Source organism: Enterobacter sp. WCHEn045836 (assembly GCF_003965585.1).
GTDB lineage: Bacteria > Pseudomonadota > Gammaproteobacteria > Enterobacterales > Enterobacteriaceae > Enterobacter > Enterobacter dissolvens.
In genome coordinates, this window is record NZ_RXPT01000001.1 from 247,273 (window position 1) to 261,732 (window position 14,460).

Here is a 14,460-nt window from a genome sequence, read left to right on the forward strand (position 1 = left end):
ATGCGACACAGTATAAATAATAGAAAAAAATAGAATTTTGATATGAATCGGGATTGCGCGAATCAGTACTAATCCTTCAGGAGCAGAGAGCGCAAGCCTGCGGCTTTATTTTCGATCTCCTGCCACTCCTGTTCCGGATCGGAACCGCTGACGATCCCCGCCCCGGCGTAAAGACGGACGGTGGCGTCATGGACGCGCGCCGAGCGCAGGGCCACGCAGAACTCGCTTTGTTCTGGCGACAGATATCCGGCGGATCCGGCATACCATTCCCGGTCGAAAGGTTCAACGCGGTGTATGAATTCGCGTGCTGGCTGGCGCGGTAACCCGGCAACCGCAGCCGTCGGCTGCAGCACATGCAGACATTGCTCATCATCCGCATGCTTGAGCTCGGTCCAGATGCAGCGACGAAGATGCTGCACTTTACGCAACCGTACGACCTGCGCAGGCAGGACCTCCAGCGTCCGGGTGTGGTGCTGGAGCCGCTGGCAGATATCCTCCACCACCAGCATGTTTTCGCGCTGGTTTTTGTCGTCACTCATTAGCCAGTCGCCGAGAAGGCGGGCCTGCTTGTCGTCAGGATGGCTGGCGACGGTACCGGCCAGCGCTTCGGTACGTAGCAGGTTGCCGCGCCGCCGCCACAGGCGTTCAGGCGTGGAGCCAAGAAACGCGTTGCGGGCATCGAAAACCATGCAGAAATGATAGCAGTTCAGATTCAGGGCACGGCTGGCCGCCATCAGCGCCACGGCATTCACAGGCTGACTGAACTGCAGATCGGTTGCCCGGGCGAGCACCACCTTTTCAACATCACCGCGCGCGATGGTCTCTGTCGCCTGGCGGATAAGGCGGAGCCATTCTGGTTTTTGCGGCTGATGGGTCTCCTGCACCACCTGGGCTGATAGCGGGCGTATCGGCCTGGCATCGTGAAGCTGCTGTAAGAAATCCAGCGCCGCGCCCGCATCTTCCTGAAGGGAGCGATCACTCCACAGCTGCAGACGCAACGTGGCGGTCCCGGCAGAACGTCGCCACAGCAGACGGGGTAAAAAGAGACTGCCCTGCTCCGGGGTAAAGGCATTCAGGCCGCAGATCCGCGTGTCGTTCTCTACGGGGTTATTCTGTAAAAACTGCGAAGCCTGTGCCAGAGAGGAAAAATGGATAACGGCGCCCAGCGCGGCCAGCTCTTCATCACCGTTACGCTGCTGCCAGTAGAACTGAGGAAAACAGCGTTGAGCGCCAAGCCAGGCGAGAGGATCGAAAGCGTCGTTTAACGGGAAAGAGACGTCGAAATGATGTAAACCGGGTGTAGCGGGTAACGCTTGCGCAAGCTGAGTACGCAGACGTTCCAGCGCGGTAGAAATCGAATGCACGCGAACCTCTCCCTGTGAAAACACTTAGTATACGGGGTACCATCAGAAAGATCAGTACCCACGTATAGGGAGGGGTTAAGCGTCAGATTCCGGGCTTAACGACGGGCCAGAAGCAGCCCCAGCACCAGACCAACCGCCGCACCGACACCAATGCCTTGCCACGGTTTTTCGTGGACGTAATCATCGGCGCGATACACCGCTTTTTTCGCGCGATAGTAGTAATTGTCGGACGCATGGCTGACGCGGGTTTTGACGTCATGTAGCGCCTGTTCGGCACGTGCTTTCAGTTCGATATATTTCTGATCGGCAGGGTCGCCCGACGAACGTAACACCTCTTCCAGCGTTTCGCTCAGCAAAGCCAGGTCGTCATCGATACGGGTATCCCAGGATTGAAATGACATATTTTTCTCCATGTTAGTACACCAGTCCGCTAACTATAGCCAACGACCTGCCATTACGCCTGTTTCACTTCCCGCGCCATACCGATATGAGGAATGCCGTCTTCGTCGTACACGTCCGTAACCGGCATAAAGCCAAAGTGGCCGTAGAAGGACTGAAGGTGCGCCTGTGCCCCCAGGTATAACGCCTTGTCTGGCCACTGTTTTTGGCATGCCTCCAGCGTTTTTTCCATCAACTGATAGCCCAGTTTTTCACCGCGCGCCTTGCCGCTGATAATGACGCGACCAATAACGACGGGCTCAAAATCGTCCTCGCTTTTCAGAATCCTCGCATACGCCACCAGCTCGTTATCCCTCCAGCCGAGAATATGACGGTTCTCGCCCACCAGATCATCGCCATCGATGTCCTGATACGGGCAGGTTTGTTCTACAACAAACACTTCGCAGCGCAGTTTGAGCAGGGCGTACAGTGTCTGAACGGTGAGTTTACTATGGTGTAAATCTTGCCACTGGATCATGTCAGTCTCCTTCCTGGGTTCATCACGTTATACTAAACCCTTCCCCATTCGGCAAAGGGCTGATTGCGTTATGGAACTGATTTTTCTGGGTACGTCCGCTGGCGTGCCAACACGCACACGAAACGTGACCGCGATCCTGCTGGATCTGCAGCACCCAACCCGTGGCGGACTGTGGCTGTTTGACTGTGGTGAAGGGACGCAGCATCAGCTGTTACACACCACTTATCATCCCGGTAAGCTGGATAAGATCTTTATTACCCACCTGCATGGCGATCATCTGTTTGGCCTGCCGGGCCTGCTGTGCAGCCGGTCGATGGCGGGTAATGCCAACCCGCTGACGATTTACGGGCCTGCGGGTATTTGTGAGTTTGTTGACACCACGCTGCGCCTGAGCGGGTCGTGGACGGATTATCCGCTGGAGGTGGTGGAGATAACCGAGGGGCTGGTCTTTGATGACGGTGACTATACCGTCACCGCCCGGCCGCTGAATCATCCGGTTGAGTGCTATGGCTACCGCATTGAAGCGCATGATAAGCCCGGCGCGCTCGACGCCGCCGCGCTGATTGCCGATGGTGTAAAACCCGGGCCGCTGTTCCAGCGTCTGAAGCAGGGCGAAACCGTCACCCTGGAAGACGGTCGGGTTATCAACGGAGAGGAGTATCTCGCCCCACCGCAGCCAGGCAAAAAACTGGCGATTTTCGGTGATACCGCTCCCTGTCCGGCGGCCCTGCATCTGGCGCGTGGCGTGGACGTAATGGTACACGAAGCCACGCTCGAAACGGCGATGGAAGAAAAAGCCAACAGCCGTGGCCACAGTTCCACACGTCAGGCGGCGGCGCTTGCCCGTGAAGCGAACGTCGGAAGATTGATTGTCACCCATGTCAGCTCGCGCTATGACGCCCGGGGCTGTGAGAAACTGCTGGCAGAGTGCCGTGACGTGTTCCCGGCATGTGAGCTGGCCAACGATTTCACTCAGGTCAGCGTTTAGTCCTTCATTTTTCTCTCAGGATGCCGATAACGATTAAAAGGGCAGCATTTCACTTGAGGGTAGAATGGATAATTTCCAGAAAGATATTGATGACAGGGCAAATCTCACCCTGTCGAATCGTTTTGAGCTGTTGCTGTTCCGTCTGGGCACGTCTCTGAATGAAAATAAATCCGAACTGTTTGGCATTAACGTTTTTAAGCTGCGTGAAATTGTGCCGATGCCGGAGTTCACCAAACCCGCAGGGATGAAGTCCCCGCTGATGGGGATGGTGAATATTCGCGATCAGGTGATCCCGGTGATCGACCTGGCCGCCGTGGCGGGCTGTAAGCCGACGACGGGGCTCAACATCCTGCTGATCACCGAATATGCCCGCAGCGTGCAGGCGTTTGCGGTGGAATCGGTTGAGAACATCATGCGCCTTGACTGGAAGCAGGTCCACGCGGCGGAAACCGCCGTCAGCGGACGTTACATCACCAGTATCGCCTGTCTGGACGAAAAGACCGATACCAACGAGCTGGCGATGGTGCTGGACGTTGAGCAGATCCTGTATGACATCACGCCGGCCAACCACGATCTGCACGCCACGAATCTGCAGACCACTAAGTTCCATATCAAGCCTGGCGCTGTGGCGATTGTGGCGGAAGATTCCAAAGTCGCACGCTCCATGCTGGAGAAGGGATTACAGGCTATGGAGATCCCGGCGCAGCTGCATATCACCGGTAAAGACGCATGGGAGAAAATTGGCGTGCTGGCCGCGCAGGCGCAGGCTGAAGGCGTGCCGATCACGGATAAAATTGCCCTGGTGCTGACCGACCTCGAAATGCCAGAGATGGACGGTTTCACGCTGACGCGCAAAATCAAAACAGACCCGCTGCTGAAAGATATTCCGGTGGTGATCCACTCTTCGCTTTCCGGCAACGCCAACGAAGATCATATTCGTAAAGTGAAGGCCGACGGCTACGTGGCGAAGTTTGAGCTGAACGAGCTGTCGTCGGTGATTGAAGAGGTACTGGACCGTTCAATGAAGAAGATTGACGGACCGTTGATTAGCAGGAAGCAGCTGGCTTAAGCCTGGTGCGGGCTGGTGCCCTCACCCCGTCCCTCTCCCACAGGGAGAGGGCGAAAACCATAAAAAAACCCGCCGAGGCGGGTTTTTTGCTTTTACATTAATGGCATTGCTCGCTGCACGATATCAATCAGCGGCTGCGGATAGATACCGAAGATCAGCACCAGCAGCGCGGAGATCAGCACCACAATCCCCCCGGCGCTGTACTGCCAGTTGCCTGGTGCGTCGCGGTTGAGCTGCTGAGGCGCGCTCAGGTACAGGCTCACGGCCACACGCAGATAGTAGTACAGACCGATTGCCGAGCCGATAACTACGCCTGCGGTCAACCACCACAGGTGCGCCTGCACACCGACAGCCAGTACGTAGAACTTACCGATGAAGCCCAGCGTCATTGGGATACCCGCCAGAGAGAGCATCATCACGGTCATCACGGCAGACAGGATCGGACGGTGCCAGAACAGGCCACGGTAGGAGAACAGTGAATCTGCATCCGGGCCACGGTACGGGCTGGACATCAGACTCACCACACCGAACGCGCCGAGGCTGCTGAACAGGTAACCGGCCAGGTAAACGCCTACGGTTTCCATCGACATCTCACCGCTCTGCAACGCAATCAGCGCCACCAGCAGGTAACCCAGATGAGAGATAGAAGAGTAACCCAGCAGACGTTTGATGTTGGTCTGGCTCAGCGCCATCAGGTTACCGAAGATGATGGAGACGAACGCGATAATCCCCAGCACCGTGCGAACTGCTTCGCTGTCACCTACCGGTGCGTACAGGAACAGACGCATCACCACACCGAAGATAGCGATTTTGCTCGCCGTCGCCAGGAAGGTAGACACCGGAGCCGGTGCACCCTGGTAGACGTCTGGTGTCCACAGGTGGAACGGAACCAGTGAGAGCTTAAAGCCGAGGCCAACAATCATCATGCCCAGACCCGCCAGCAGCAGCGGCTCGTGCAGCATGCCGTCGCCGAGGCTCTTGCCCAGCGCCATGAACGAGAGGTTACCGGTCTGTGCGTACAGCAGCGCAATACCAAACAGCAGGAAGGACGAGGCAGCAGCAGACAGGATCGTATACTTGATGCTCGCTTCCAGGGAGCGCTTCTGACGGAAGGCATAACCAATCAGACCGAACAGCGGCAGAGAGATAAGCTCAATGCCGAGGAACAGCGCAGCCAGATGGTTCGCATTCGCCAGCAGAATGCCGCCCAGCGCGGCAATCAGTACCAGCAGGTAAAACTCTTCTTTGTTGTCGTTGTAGCCTTCGAGCCACGGATAGGCAAAGGTACAGGTCGCCAGGCTCGCCAGCAGAACCAGCCCCGTGTAGAGCATGGCGTAACCGTCAACGCGCATCAGCGGGGTGACGTCCATCGCCCCACCCTGGCCAACAAACCAGAGAGAGACTAACGCGGCGTTCAGTCCGATGACCGACAGCGTGGCATTCAGGAAGTGATTGCGTCGCCACGCAATGGAGAGCATCACAACCACCACCGTCAATCCGACGATCAGCAGCGGTAGCAGCGCGATCAGTTGTTGTGGAGTTATTGTCATGGCGAATTACGGCCTTGTAGTAGAAGCAGAATTAACAAACCACTGCTGGATATTACCCATCGCGGAGTGCGAGGTATCCAGAATCGGCTGCGGGAAGAAGCCCAGCAGCACCAGCAGTACGACCAGCAGCAGGATGATGAACAGCTCACGCAGCGACATCCCCGGCAGTTCTTGTGCAGCAATTTCGCTCTTCGCTTTACCGAAGTAAGCACGGTGCAGCATCGCCAGCGAGTAGACGGACGCGAACACCAGACCAAAGGTGGAGATGACAGTAATCATCGGTACCACTTTGAAGCTGCCGAACAGAATCATAAATTCGCCGACGAAGTTACCGGTACCTGGCATACCCAGGGTCGCCACCGCGAAGAACATAGACAGCGCCGGCAGCCACTTAATTTTGCTCCACAGACCGCCCATCATACGCATGTCACGGGTGTGCAGACGTTCGTACAGCTGACCACAGAGGATGAAGAGACCGGCTGCGGACAGACCGTGCGCAATCATCTGGATCACCGCACCCTGGTACGCCAGCTGGCTGCCGGTGTAGATAGCAATCAGCACGAAGCCCATGTGGGAGACGGAGGTGTACGCAATCAGACGTTTGATGTCGTACTGCGTGAACGCCATCCAGGCACCGTAGAAGATACCAATCACACCCAGCCACATGGCAATCGGTGCGAACTCAGCGGACGCGTTCGGGAACAGCGGCAGCGCGAAACGCAGCAGACCGTAGGCTGCCGTTTTCAGCAAGATGCCCGCCAGGTCCACAGAACCTGCCGTTGGCGCCTGAGAGTGTGCGTCTGGCAGCCAGCCGTGCAGCGGTACTACCGGCATTTTCACCGCAAAGGCGATGAAGAAGCCGAGCATCAGCAGGTATTCCACACCGTGAGACATCGGGGTCTTCAGCAGGTCTTCGTAGTTGAAGGTCCAGATACCGGTCGCATTGTGGTGCACAAACACCAGCGCCAGAATGGCAATCAGCATCACCAGACCACTCGCCTGGGTATAGATGAAGAACTTGGTGGCCGCCGTGATACGCGTTTTACCGTCGGACGCCTTATGGCCCCACAGCGCGATCAGGAAGTACATCGGCACCAGCATCATCTCCCAGAAGAAGAAGAACAGGAACATGTCGATGGCAAGGAACACGCCGATTACGCCGCCCAGGATCCACATCAGGTTAAGGTGGAAGAAGCCCTGGTATTTTTCGATTTCTCGCCAGGAGCAAAGTACCGCCAGAACGCCGAGCAGACCGGTCAGCACTACCATCAGCAGCGACAGACCGTCAATCGCCAGGTGGATCGTAATGCCGAAACGTGGGATCCACGGCAGGATAAACTCAGACTGCCACTGCGGAATGCCCGCAGACTGGGTCAGGGAGTAGCCACCCTGCAACCAGAGTTGCAGACCAAGCGCGAGCGTCAATCCCATGGTGATCAGCGCGATCCAGCGCGGCATCTTCACGCCAAAGCGTTCAGTCTGCCAGCACAGGAAGCCGCCGATGAAGGGAATTAATATTAGCCAGGGTAGTAACATGGCGATTTACATTCCTTTTTAAGGCCCCCAGCAGGGGCCTGATTTTCAACGAATTCGAATAAAATTCACTTTACGATCAACGCAACACCATCAGCAGCGCCAGCACGACAACTGCACCGATGCTCATGGACGCCACATACCAGCGCAGGTAACCGTTCTCGCTGTACAGCAGGCCTTTGCCTGCAAAGCGGGAGAGGATCGCCGGGATATTCATCAGGCTGTTCAGTGGGTCGCGCTTCAGCAGCCACGCAATGCCCAGGAACGGCTTAACGAAGATCATGTCGTACAGCCAGTCGAAGCCCCACGCGTTGTACCACCAGGTGCCCAGCAGACGGCCTGGCGCACTGTTGGCAACGGCAGTCACCAGCGTGCGTTTGCCCAGCCACAGCCATGCAGCAATCAAAATGCCTGCGATAGCAACCACACCAGAGGTGATTTCAAGCGTCAGAACGCGACCGTGCTCAAGCTCGGTGGTGTCTGGCAGTACGCCCTGCAGCGGTGGCACAATCATCGCGCCAACGAAGGTGGAGAGTACCAGCAGCACAATCAGCGGCAGGTGGTGAGTAATCCCCTTCCCTGCGTGAGCGTGAATTTGTTCTTTACCGTGGAATACGATGAAAATCATACGGAAGGTATACAGGGAGGTCATGAACGCACCGACCAGACCTGCAACCATCAGATTGATATGACCATTCGCCATGGCACCGGCAAGGATTTCGTCCTTACTGAAGAAGCCCGCGGTAATCAGCGGCAGTGCCGCCAGCGCCGCGCCGCCCACCAGGAAGCAGACATACACCAGCGGGATGGACTTACGCAGTCCGCCCATCTTGAAGATGTTCTGCTCGTGATGGCAGGCCAGGATCACGGAACCGGATGAGAGGAACAGCAGCGCTTTAAAGAACGCGTGCGTCATCAGGTGGAAAATCGCCGCGTCCCACGCCTGAACGCCCAGCGCCAGGAACATGTAGCCAATCTGGCTCATGGTGGAATAAGCAAGAACGCGTTTGATGTCGGTCTGCACCAGCGCGGCAAAGCCTGCCAGTACCAGTGTGACCGCACCGACGATACCCACCAGATGCAGAATTTCCGGGGTCATCAGGAACAGGCCATGGGTACGCGCAATCAGGTACACACCGGCAGTGACCATGGTCGCGGCATGGATCAGCGCGGAGACAGGGGTTGGACCCGCCATCGCGTCGGCCAGCCATGTCTGCAACGGCAGCTGTGCAGATTTACCCACAGCACCACCCAGCAGCATCAGCGTTGCCCACCACAGCATGTTGTTGCCTGCGGCGAAGTGCGCTGGCGCCAGTTCCACCATTTCGCGGAAGTTCAGTGTGCCCAGTTCGTTGTAGAGAATGAACAGCGCGAACGCGAGGAAGACGTCACCCACACGGGTCACGACGAACGCTTTCATAGCCGCTGCGCCATTCTTCGGATCGGTGTAGTAGAACCCGATCAGCAGGTACGAACAGAGACCCACGCCTTCCCAGCCCAAATACATCAGCAGCAGGTTATCGGCCAGCACCAGAACCACCATGCTGGCGATAAACAGGTTGGTGTAGGCGAAGAAGCGGGAGTAACCCTCTTCACCGCGCATGTACCAGGAGGCGAACATGTGGATCAGGAAGCCCACGCCGGTGACCACGGAGAGCATGGTCAGCGAGAGACCATCCAGCACCAGGTTAAAACCGATGTTGAAATCACCGACCGACATCCAGGTCCACAGCGGCACGCTGAAGGCCTGACGTCCGTTGTTGAAGAAATCGATACCCGCATACGCTGTTACCAGCGCAGCCAGACCGACAGAGCCCATGCCGACGGTCGCAGACAGATTCTCAGACCAGCGGCCGCGAGAAAACGCCAGCAGCACGAAGCCAATCAGCGGAAAAATAATGGTTAAGGCAAGCATGTTCATCCACGCAACTCACTTACTGAATCGATGTTCAGGTTCTGGCGGCGACGATGGAGCTGCAGTAACAGCGCCAGGCCAATACTCGCTTCGGCAGCCGCGAGGCTGATGGCGAGAATGTACATCACCTGACCATCGGTCTGGCCCCAGTAGCTTCCGGCGACCACGAAGGCCAGCGCGGAGGCGTTAATCATGATTTCCAGACCGATCAGCATAAACAGCAGATTGCGGCGGATAACCAGACCGGTTAAGCCCAGAACGAATAAAATCGCAGCGAGGATCAGTCCATGTGTTAAGGGGATCATGCGCGTTCCTCCGTTTTTCTTTTCGCGCGGTCGTCAGTGCGGTTGCTCAGCACCTCACCAGCACGCTCTTCGCGGCCAACGTGGAAGGCAACAACCAGACCCGCCAGCAGCAGCATAGAGGCCAGTTCTACCGCCAGAACGTACGGTCCAAACAGCGTGATACCCACTTCTTTCGCGCCGATTGGCGTACCGTCGATGCCCTGGTCGTTCACGCCGAGAATGGCATAAACAATCACCACCAGCATGATGGCCGACAGAATTGCCGGGCCAATCCACACCTGCGGTTTTAACCACTGACGTTCCTGCTCAATTTCAGAGCCGCCCAGGTTCAGCATCATCACTACGAAGACGAACAGCACCATGATGGCCCCGGCGTAAACGATGATTTCCAGCGCACCGGCAAAGTGCGCGCCGAGCGCAAAGAACACCCCGGAAATAGCCAGCAGCGAAATGATTAAGTACAGCAGCGCATGCACCGGATTGGTGTGCGTAATCACTCGCAGCGTAGCCAGGATGGCGATAAGGCCACAGATATAAAAAGCGAATTCCATTGCCCTCTCCTTACGGTAACAGGCTCTTGACGTCGATAGGCTTGGCTTCGTTCTCCGCTTCGCCCTTATCTTTGCCGTCGATTGCCATACCCGCCATCCGGTAGAAGTTATATTCCGGGTATTTGCCCGGACCGGAAATCAGCAGATCCTCTTTCTCGTACACCAGATCCTGACGCTTGTACTCACCCAGTTCGAAGTCCGGGGTGAGCTGAATCGCCGTGGTTGGGCACGCTTCTTCACACAGACCACAGAAGATGCAGCGTGAGAAGTTGATGCGGAAGAACTCAGGGTACCAGCGGCCGTCTACCGTCTCTGCTTTCTGCAGAGAGATACAGCCTACTGGACACGCTACCGCACACAGGTTACAGGCAACGCAGCGCTCGGAACCGTCCGGGTCGCGCGTCAGCACGATACGGCCACGGTAGCGCGGCGGCAGATATACCGGCTCTTCCGGGTACATCCGGGTTTCGCGTTTGGCAAACGCGTGCAGGCCGATCATCCAGATACTGCGTACCTGGGTACCGAAGCCTACCAGTAATTCTTTTAAGGTCATGGTCTATAGCCCCTTATGGCTGCTGCCAGAGAATGACAGCCGCCGTTACCAACAAGTTGACGAGCGTCAGCGGCAGGCACACTTTCCAGCCGAAGGACATTACCTGGTCATAACGCGGACGCGGTAACGCTGCGCGAATCAAAATGAACATCATCATGAAGAACGCGGTTTTCAGCGCGAACCAGATGAACGGCGGTAAGAACGGGCCATGCCAGCCACCAAAGAACAGCGTTACCATCAACGCGGAAATGGTGACGATACCGATGTACTCGCCCACGAAGAACAGACCGAATTTCATACCGGAATATTCAATGTGGTAACCGTCGGCCAGTTCCTGTTCGGCTTCTGGCTGGTCAAACGGGTGACGGTGACACACCGCCACGCCCGCGATAGCAAAGGTAATAAACCCAAAGAACTGCGGGATAACGTTCCAGATGTCGGCCTGGTTGTTGACGATGTCGGTCATGTTGAATGAACCGGCCTGCGCCACGACGCCCATCAGGGAGAGACCCAGGAACACTTCGTAGCTCAGCGTCTGCGCAGACGCACGCATCGCACCCAGCAGCGAGTATTTGTTGTTACTGGACCAGCCTGCGAACAGCACCGCGTACACCGCGAGGCCTGCCATCATCAGGAAGAACAGAATGCCGATGTTCAGGTCAGCGACCACCCAGGTCGGGCTGACAGGAACGATAGCAAACGCCAGCAGCAGCGAGGTGAAGGCGATCATCGGAGCCAGAGTAAAGATCACGCGATCCGAGAAGCGCGGGATCCAGTCCTCTTTAAAGAACATCTTGATCATGTCCGCAACCAGCTGGAGTGAACCACCCCAGCCCACGCGGTTTGGTCCATAACGGTTCTGGAACAGACCAAGCAGACGACGTTCACCAAAGCTCATGAACGCACCACAGGTGACCACCACCAGCAGAATGACAATCGCTTTCAGAATGCTCAGCAGGATGTCGATAAGATCCGGCGTTAACCAACTCATGCTTTTGCCTCCTGCAGGTTATCAAGACGCGCACCCGCCAGTACCGGCGCGATGCCAGGCATACCCATCGGCAGACCAACCTGCCCTGCTGTCAGACCTTCAGAGATAATCAGCGGCAGGCTGATGGTCTGGCCGTCATAGCTAAAGGCGATGTTCGCACCCGCGTTGACGCCAAGCTTCGCGGCGTCTGCCGGGTTAAGCTTGATGTACGGCTGCGGCATACGCTGCTGGAATACCGGTGAACGCTGGGACAGCTCGTCGCTACCAAACAGATGGTAGTACGGCGCAATACGCCAGCTACCGTCCTGCGCCTGGAAGCTCGTCGGAACGGTCGTGAAGAAGTCCAGACCGGTTTCGGAGGCTTCAATCAGACGCACGCCCGGATCGCCGTGACGCAATGAACCGCCCACTTCCGCCTGGAACTTGTTCCAGGCCTGCGGGGAGTTCCAGCCCGGCGCCCATGCGAATGGGATTTGTGAACGCGGCGCAGACGGCTGGTTGTTCCCTTCCATAGAGAAGGCGAACATGGTGTCTTTATCCTGCGGCTGACGCGGTTCGTGCACGCTGATATTGGCACGCATCGCGGTACGGCCACTGTAACGGTGCGGTTCGCGCGCCAGTTTCTGGCCGCGAATACGGAAGCTCGCTTCAGGCGCAGCATCTTTAATGCCTGCCAGCTGAGGCAGTTTTTCGACTACCGCATCGATAACGTGGTCGAGCTGCGTCCAGTCCACTTCACGGCTCTGCACGGTGCTGTGCAGGGAGTGCAGCCAGCGCCAGCTTTCCAGCATCACGGTGTTGCTGTCGTAGTACGCCGGGTCATAAACCTGGAAGAAACGCTGTGCGCGGCCTTCGTTGTTGATAACCGTACCGTCGCTTTCTGCGAAGCTTGCCGCAGAGAGCACCAGGTGCGCTTTATCCATAATCGCGGTGCGCTGATGATCGATAACCATCACCAGCGGCGCTTTAGAGAGTGCAGCGTCGACACGCGCGGCAGAGGCATGGCGATGCAGGTCATTTTCCAGCACCACAACGGCGTCAGCGGCACCGGATTCCAGTTCGCTTAACGCTTCTTCCAGCGAGCCGCCGCCAATCATACCCAGACCGATGCTGTTCACCGCACGGGCAATCATGGTGACGCCAACGTCCGCACCACGGCCTTTCAGGGCTTTGGCAACGTTCGCGGCAGCCTGAATGATCTCGGCGCTACCGGCATTAGTCCCGGAGATAATGAGTGGTTTCTTCGCCCCCGCCAGCGCCTGAACAATCACGTCGACCTTGCTCTGCAGGTCACGATCCAGTTCAACGGCCGGAGAGTTGCTGTCCAGCGCATGGGCAATGGCAAATCCAAGACGCGCCTGATCTTCAACCGGCGCACAGTAGGTCCACGCGGCGATATCGTCCAGACGGGTGTTGTCGACGTTCGTCACAAACAGAGGATGCTTCGCGCGCTGGCCGATGTTGAGGATTGCCGCAATCTGCCAGTCAGCCACTTTCTGTGCCGCTGCCATTTCACGTGCTTTACCCTTCACCGCCTGGCGAACCGCCAGAGCCGCGCGAGCGCCGGTCTGCGTCAGATCTTCGCCCAGCACCAGAACCGCATCATACGATTCGATTTCGCGCAGCGCAGGGGTATGAATACCGCCTTCGCGCAGCACTTTCAGTACCAGCTGCAGACGTTCCTGCTCGCCCTGAGCGATACCGGTGTAGAAGTTTTCCGCCCCCACCAGCTCACGCAGCGCGAAGTTGCTTTCGATGCTGGCACGTGGGGAACCGATACCGATCACTTTCTTCGACTGACGCAGAATATCTGCCGCACCCTGCATCGCCTGTTCAGCGTTCAGGGTGATGAAGTCGTCGCCACGGCGCTGAACCGGCTGACGCGGACGGTCTTTCAGGTTCACATAGCCATAGCCGAAACGACCGCGGTCGCACAGGAAGTAATGGTTTACGGTACCGTTGTAACGGTTTTCGATACGACGCAGTTCGCCGTAGCGCTCACCCGGGCTGGTGTTACAGCCCAGCGAACACTGCTGGCAGATGCTTGGTGCAAACTGCATGTCCCACTTACGGTTGTAACGCTCGGAGTGGGTTTTATCGGTGAATACACCGGTCGGACAGATTTCCACCAGGTTACCGGAGAATTCGCTCTCAAGCGTACCGTCTTCCGGACGACCGAAGTAGACGTTGTCATGTGCGCCATACACGCCCAGATCCTGACCGTCTGCGTAATCTTTGTAGTAACGCACGCAGCGGTAGCAGGCGATGCAGCGGTTCATTTCGTGAGAGATGAACGGCCCCAGGTCCTGGTTACGGTGAGTACGCTTGGTAAAGCGATAGCGACGGAAGCTGTGACCGGTCATTACGGTCATATCCTGAAGGTGGCAGTTACCGCCCTCTTCACAGACCGGGCAGTCGTGCGGGTGGTTGGTCATCAACCATTCCACAACGCTTTCACGGAACTGTTTGGCTTCTTCGTCATCAATCGAAATAAAGGTGCCTTCGGTGGCTGGCGTCATACAGGACATCACCAGGCGACCACGCGTGTCTTCCGCGTTTTGATATTGCTTCACCGCACACTGGCGGCAAGCACCGACGCTGCCCAGCGCCGGATGCCAGCAAAAGTACGGAATATCGAGGCCAAGAGACAGACAAGCTTCCAGCAGGTTGTCCGCCCCGTTGACTTCGTATTCTTTGCCGTCTACATGAATCGTAGCCATTAGCA

General features: G+C 57.0%; 13 protein-coding genes. 2 read left to right on the forward strand and 11 right to left on the reverse strand.

Annotated elements, in window-relative coordinates; all coding sequences use genetic code 11:
• Window positions 1-68: 68 nt before the first annotated feature.
• From menF to EKN38_RS01100, 3 genes are all read right to left on the reverse strand, one after another.
• Window positions 69-1,364 (reverse strand): isochorismate synthase MenF, encoded by a 1,296-nt coding sequence (menF, locus tag EKN38_RS01090; protein ID WP_014832752.1) that lies wholly within the window; start codon window positions 1,362-1,364, stop codon window positions 69-71.
• A 95-nt stretch (window positions 1,365-1,459) separates the two neighbouring features.
• Window positions 1,460-1,765 carry a stress response protein ElaB gene (elaB, locus tag EKN38_RS01095; protein ID WP_014832753.1) on the reverse strand — a complete coding sequence of 102 codons (306 nt, stop codon included), beginning with the start codon at window positions 1,763-1,765 and terminating at the stop codon, window positions 1,460-1,462.
• A gap of 53 nt (window positions 1,766-1,818) precedes the next feature.
• Window positions 1,819-2,280, reverse strand: a complete 462-nt coding sequence (locus EKN38_RS01100; protein ID WP_014832754.1) for a GNAT family N-acetyltransferase — start codon at window positions 2,278-2,280, stop codon at window positions 1,819-1,821.
• 70 nt (window positions 2,281-2,350) lie between these two features.
• On the opposite strand from EKN38_RS01100, the gene rbn reads away from it, so the two are divergent.
• Entirely contained in the window at window positions 2,351-3,268 is a 918-nt protein-coding gene (gene rbn / locus EKN38_RS01105) for a ribonuclease BN (protein ID WP_014832755.1), read from the forward strand.
• Between the two features lie 64 nt (window positions 3,269-3,332).
• Window positions 3,333-4,337, forward strand: coding sequence for a chemotaxis protein (locus EKN38_RS01110; protein ID WP_013098100.1), 1,005 nt, complete (start codon window positions 3,333-3,335; stop codon window positions 4,335-4,337).
• Window positions 4,338-4,429: 92 nt separating this feature from the next.
• On the opposite strand, the gene nuoN is transcribed toward EKN38_RS01110, so the two are convergent.
• From nuoN to nuoG, 8 genes are all read right to left on the reverse strand, one after another.
• Window positions 4,430-5,887 (reverse strand): NADH-quinone oxidoreductase subunit NuoN, encoded by a 1,458-nt coding sequence (gene nuoN, locus EKN38_RS01115; protein WP_014832756.1) that lies wholly within the window; start codon window positions 5,885-5,887, stop codon window positions 4,430-4,432.
• A 6-nt stretch (window positions 5,888-5,893) separates the two neighbouring features.
• Window positions 5,894-7,423 carry an NADH-quinone oxidoreductase subunit M gene (gene nuoM, locus EKN38_RS01120; protein WP_014832757.1) on the reverse strand — a complete coding sequence of 510 codons (1,530 nt, stop codon included), beginning with the start codon at window positions 7,421-7,423 and terminating at the stop codon, window positions 5,894-5,896.
• A gap of 76 nt (window positions 7,424-7,499) precedes the next feature.
• On the reverse strand, window positions 7,500-9,341 hold the full coding sequence (gene nuoL / locus EKN38_RS01125) for an NADH-quinone oxidoreductase subunit L (protein WP_014832758.1): 1,842 nt from the start codon (window positions 9,339-9,341) through the stop codon (window positions 7,500-7,502).
• The gene (gene nuoK, locus EKN38_RS01130) at window positions 9,338-9,640 is read right to left on the reverse strand and encodes an NADH-quinone oxidoreductase subunit NuoK (RefSeq protein WP_003861496.1); all 303 of its coding nucleotides are present in this window, start codon (window positions 9,638-9,640) and stop codon (window positions 9,338-9,340) included. Before nuoK ends, nuoL begins: the two co-directional genes overlap by 4 nt.
• Window positions 9,637-10,191: an NADH-quinone oxidoreductase subunit J gene (gene nuoJ, locus EKN38_RS01135; protein ID WP_008500212.1), complete on the reverse strand. Its 555-nt coding sequence runs from the start codon at window positions 10,189-10,191 to the stop codon at window positions 9,637-9,639. Before nuoJ ends, nuoK begins: the two co-directional genes overlap by 4 nt.
• 10 nt (window positions 10,192-10,201) lie before the next feature.
• Window positions 10,202-10,744: an NADH-quinone oxidoreductase subunit NuoI gene (gene nuoI / locus EKN38_RS01140; RefSeq protein ID WP_003861491.1), complete on the reverse strand. Its 543-nt coding sequence runs from the start codon at window positions 10,742-10,744 to the stop codon at window positions 10,202-10,204.
• 13 nt (window positions 10,745-10,757) lie between these two features.
• The gene (gene nuoH / locus EKN38_RS01145) at window positions 10,758-11,735 is read right to left on the reverse strand and encodes an NADH-quinone oxidoreductase subunit NuoH (RefSeq protein WP_008500211.1); all 978 of its coding nucleotides are present in this window, start codon (window positions 11,733-11,735) and stop codon (window positions 10,758-10,760) included.
• Complete coding sequence (gene nuoG / locus EKN38_RS01150; RefSeq protein ID WP_014832759.1) at window positions 11,732-14,455, reverse strand: NADH-quinone oxidoreductase subunit NuoG; 2,724 nt, start codon at window positions 14,453-14,455, stop codon at window positions 11,732-11,734. The genes nuoH and nuoG overlap by 4 nt, the downstream gene beginning before the upstream one ends.
• Between the last annotated feature and the right edge of the window lie 5 nt (window positions 14,456-14,460).

Excerpts from the sequence above, each read along its gene's own strand:
- elaB (WP_014832753.1), bottom strand. The coding sequence starts at position 1,765 with ATGTCATTTCAATCCTGGGATACCCGTATCGATGACGACCTGGCTTTG.
- EKN38_RS01100 (WP_014832754.1), bottom strand. The coding sequence starts at position 2,280 with ATGATCCAGTGGCAAGATTTACACCATAGTAAACTCACCGTTCAGACA.
- rbn (WP_014832755.1), top strand. The coding sequence starts at position 2,351 with ATGGAACTGATTTTTCTGGGTACGTCCGCTGGCGTGCCAACACGCACA.
- EKN38_RS01110 (WP_013098100.1), top strand. The coding sequence starts at position 3,333 with ATGGATAATTTCCAGAAAGATATTGATGACAGGGCAAATCTCACCCTG.
- nuoN (WP_014832756.1), bottom strand. The coding sequence starts at position 5,887 with ATGACAATAACTCCACAACAACTGATCGCGCTGCTACCGCTGCTGATC.
- nuoM (WP_014832757.1), bottom strand. The coding sequence starts at position 7,423 with ATGTTACTACCCTGGCTAATATTAATTCCCTTCATCGGCGGCTTCCTG.
- nuoL (WP_014832758.1), bottom strand. The coding sequence starts at position 9,341 with ATGAACATGCTTGCCTTAACCATTATTTTTCCGCTGATTGGCTTCGTG.
- nuoK (WP_003861496.1), bottom strand. The coding sequence starts at position 9,640 with ATGATCCCCTTAACACATGGACTGATCCTCGCTGCGATTTTATTCGTT.
- nuoJ (WP_008500212.1), bottom strand. The coding sequence starts at position 10,191 with ATGGAATTCGCTTTTTATATCTGTGGCCTTATCGCCATCCTGGCTACG.
- nuoI (WP_003861491.1), bottom strand. The coding sequence starts at position 10,744 with ATGACCTTAAAAGAATTACTGGTAGGCTTCGGTACCCAGGTACGCAGT.
- nuoH (WP_008500211.1), bottom strand. The coding sequence starts at position 11,735 with ATGAGTTGGTTAACGCCGGATCTTATCGACATCCTGCTGAGCATTCTG.
- nuoG (WP_014832759.1), bottom strand. The coding sequence starts at position 14,455 with ATGGCTACGATTCATGTAGACGGCAAAGAATACGAAGTCAACGGGGCG.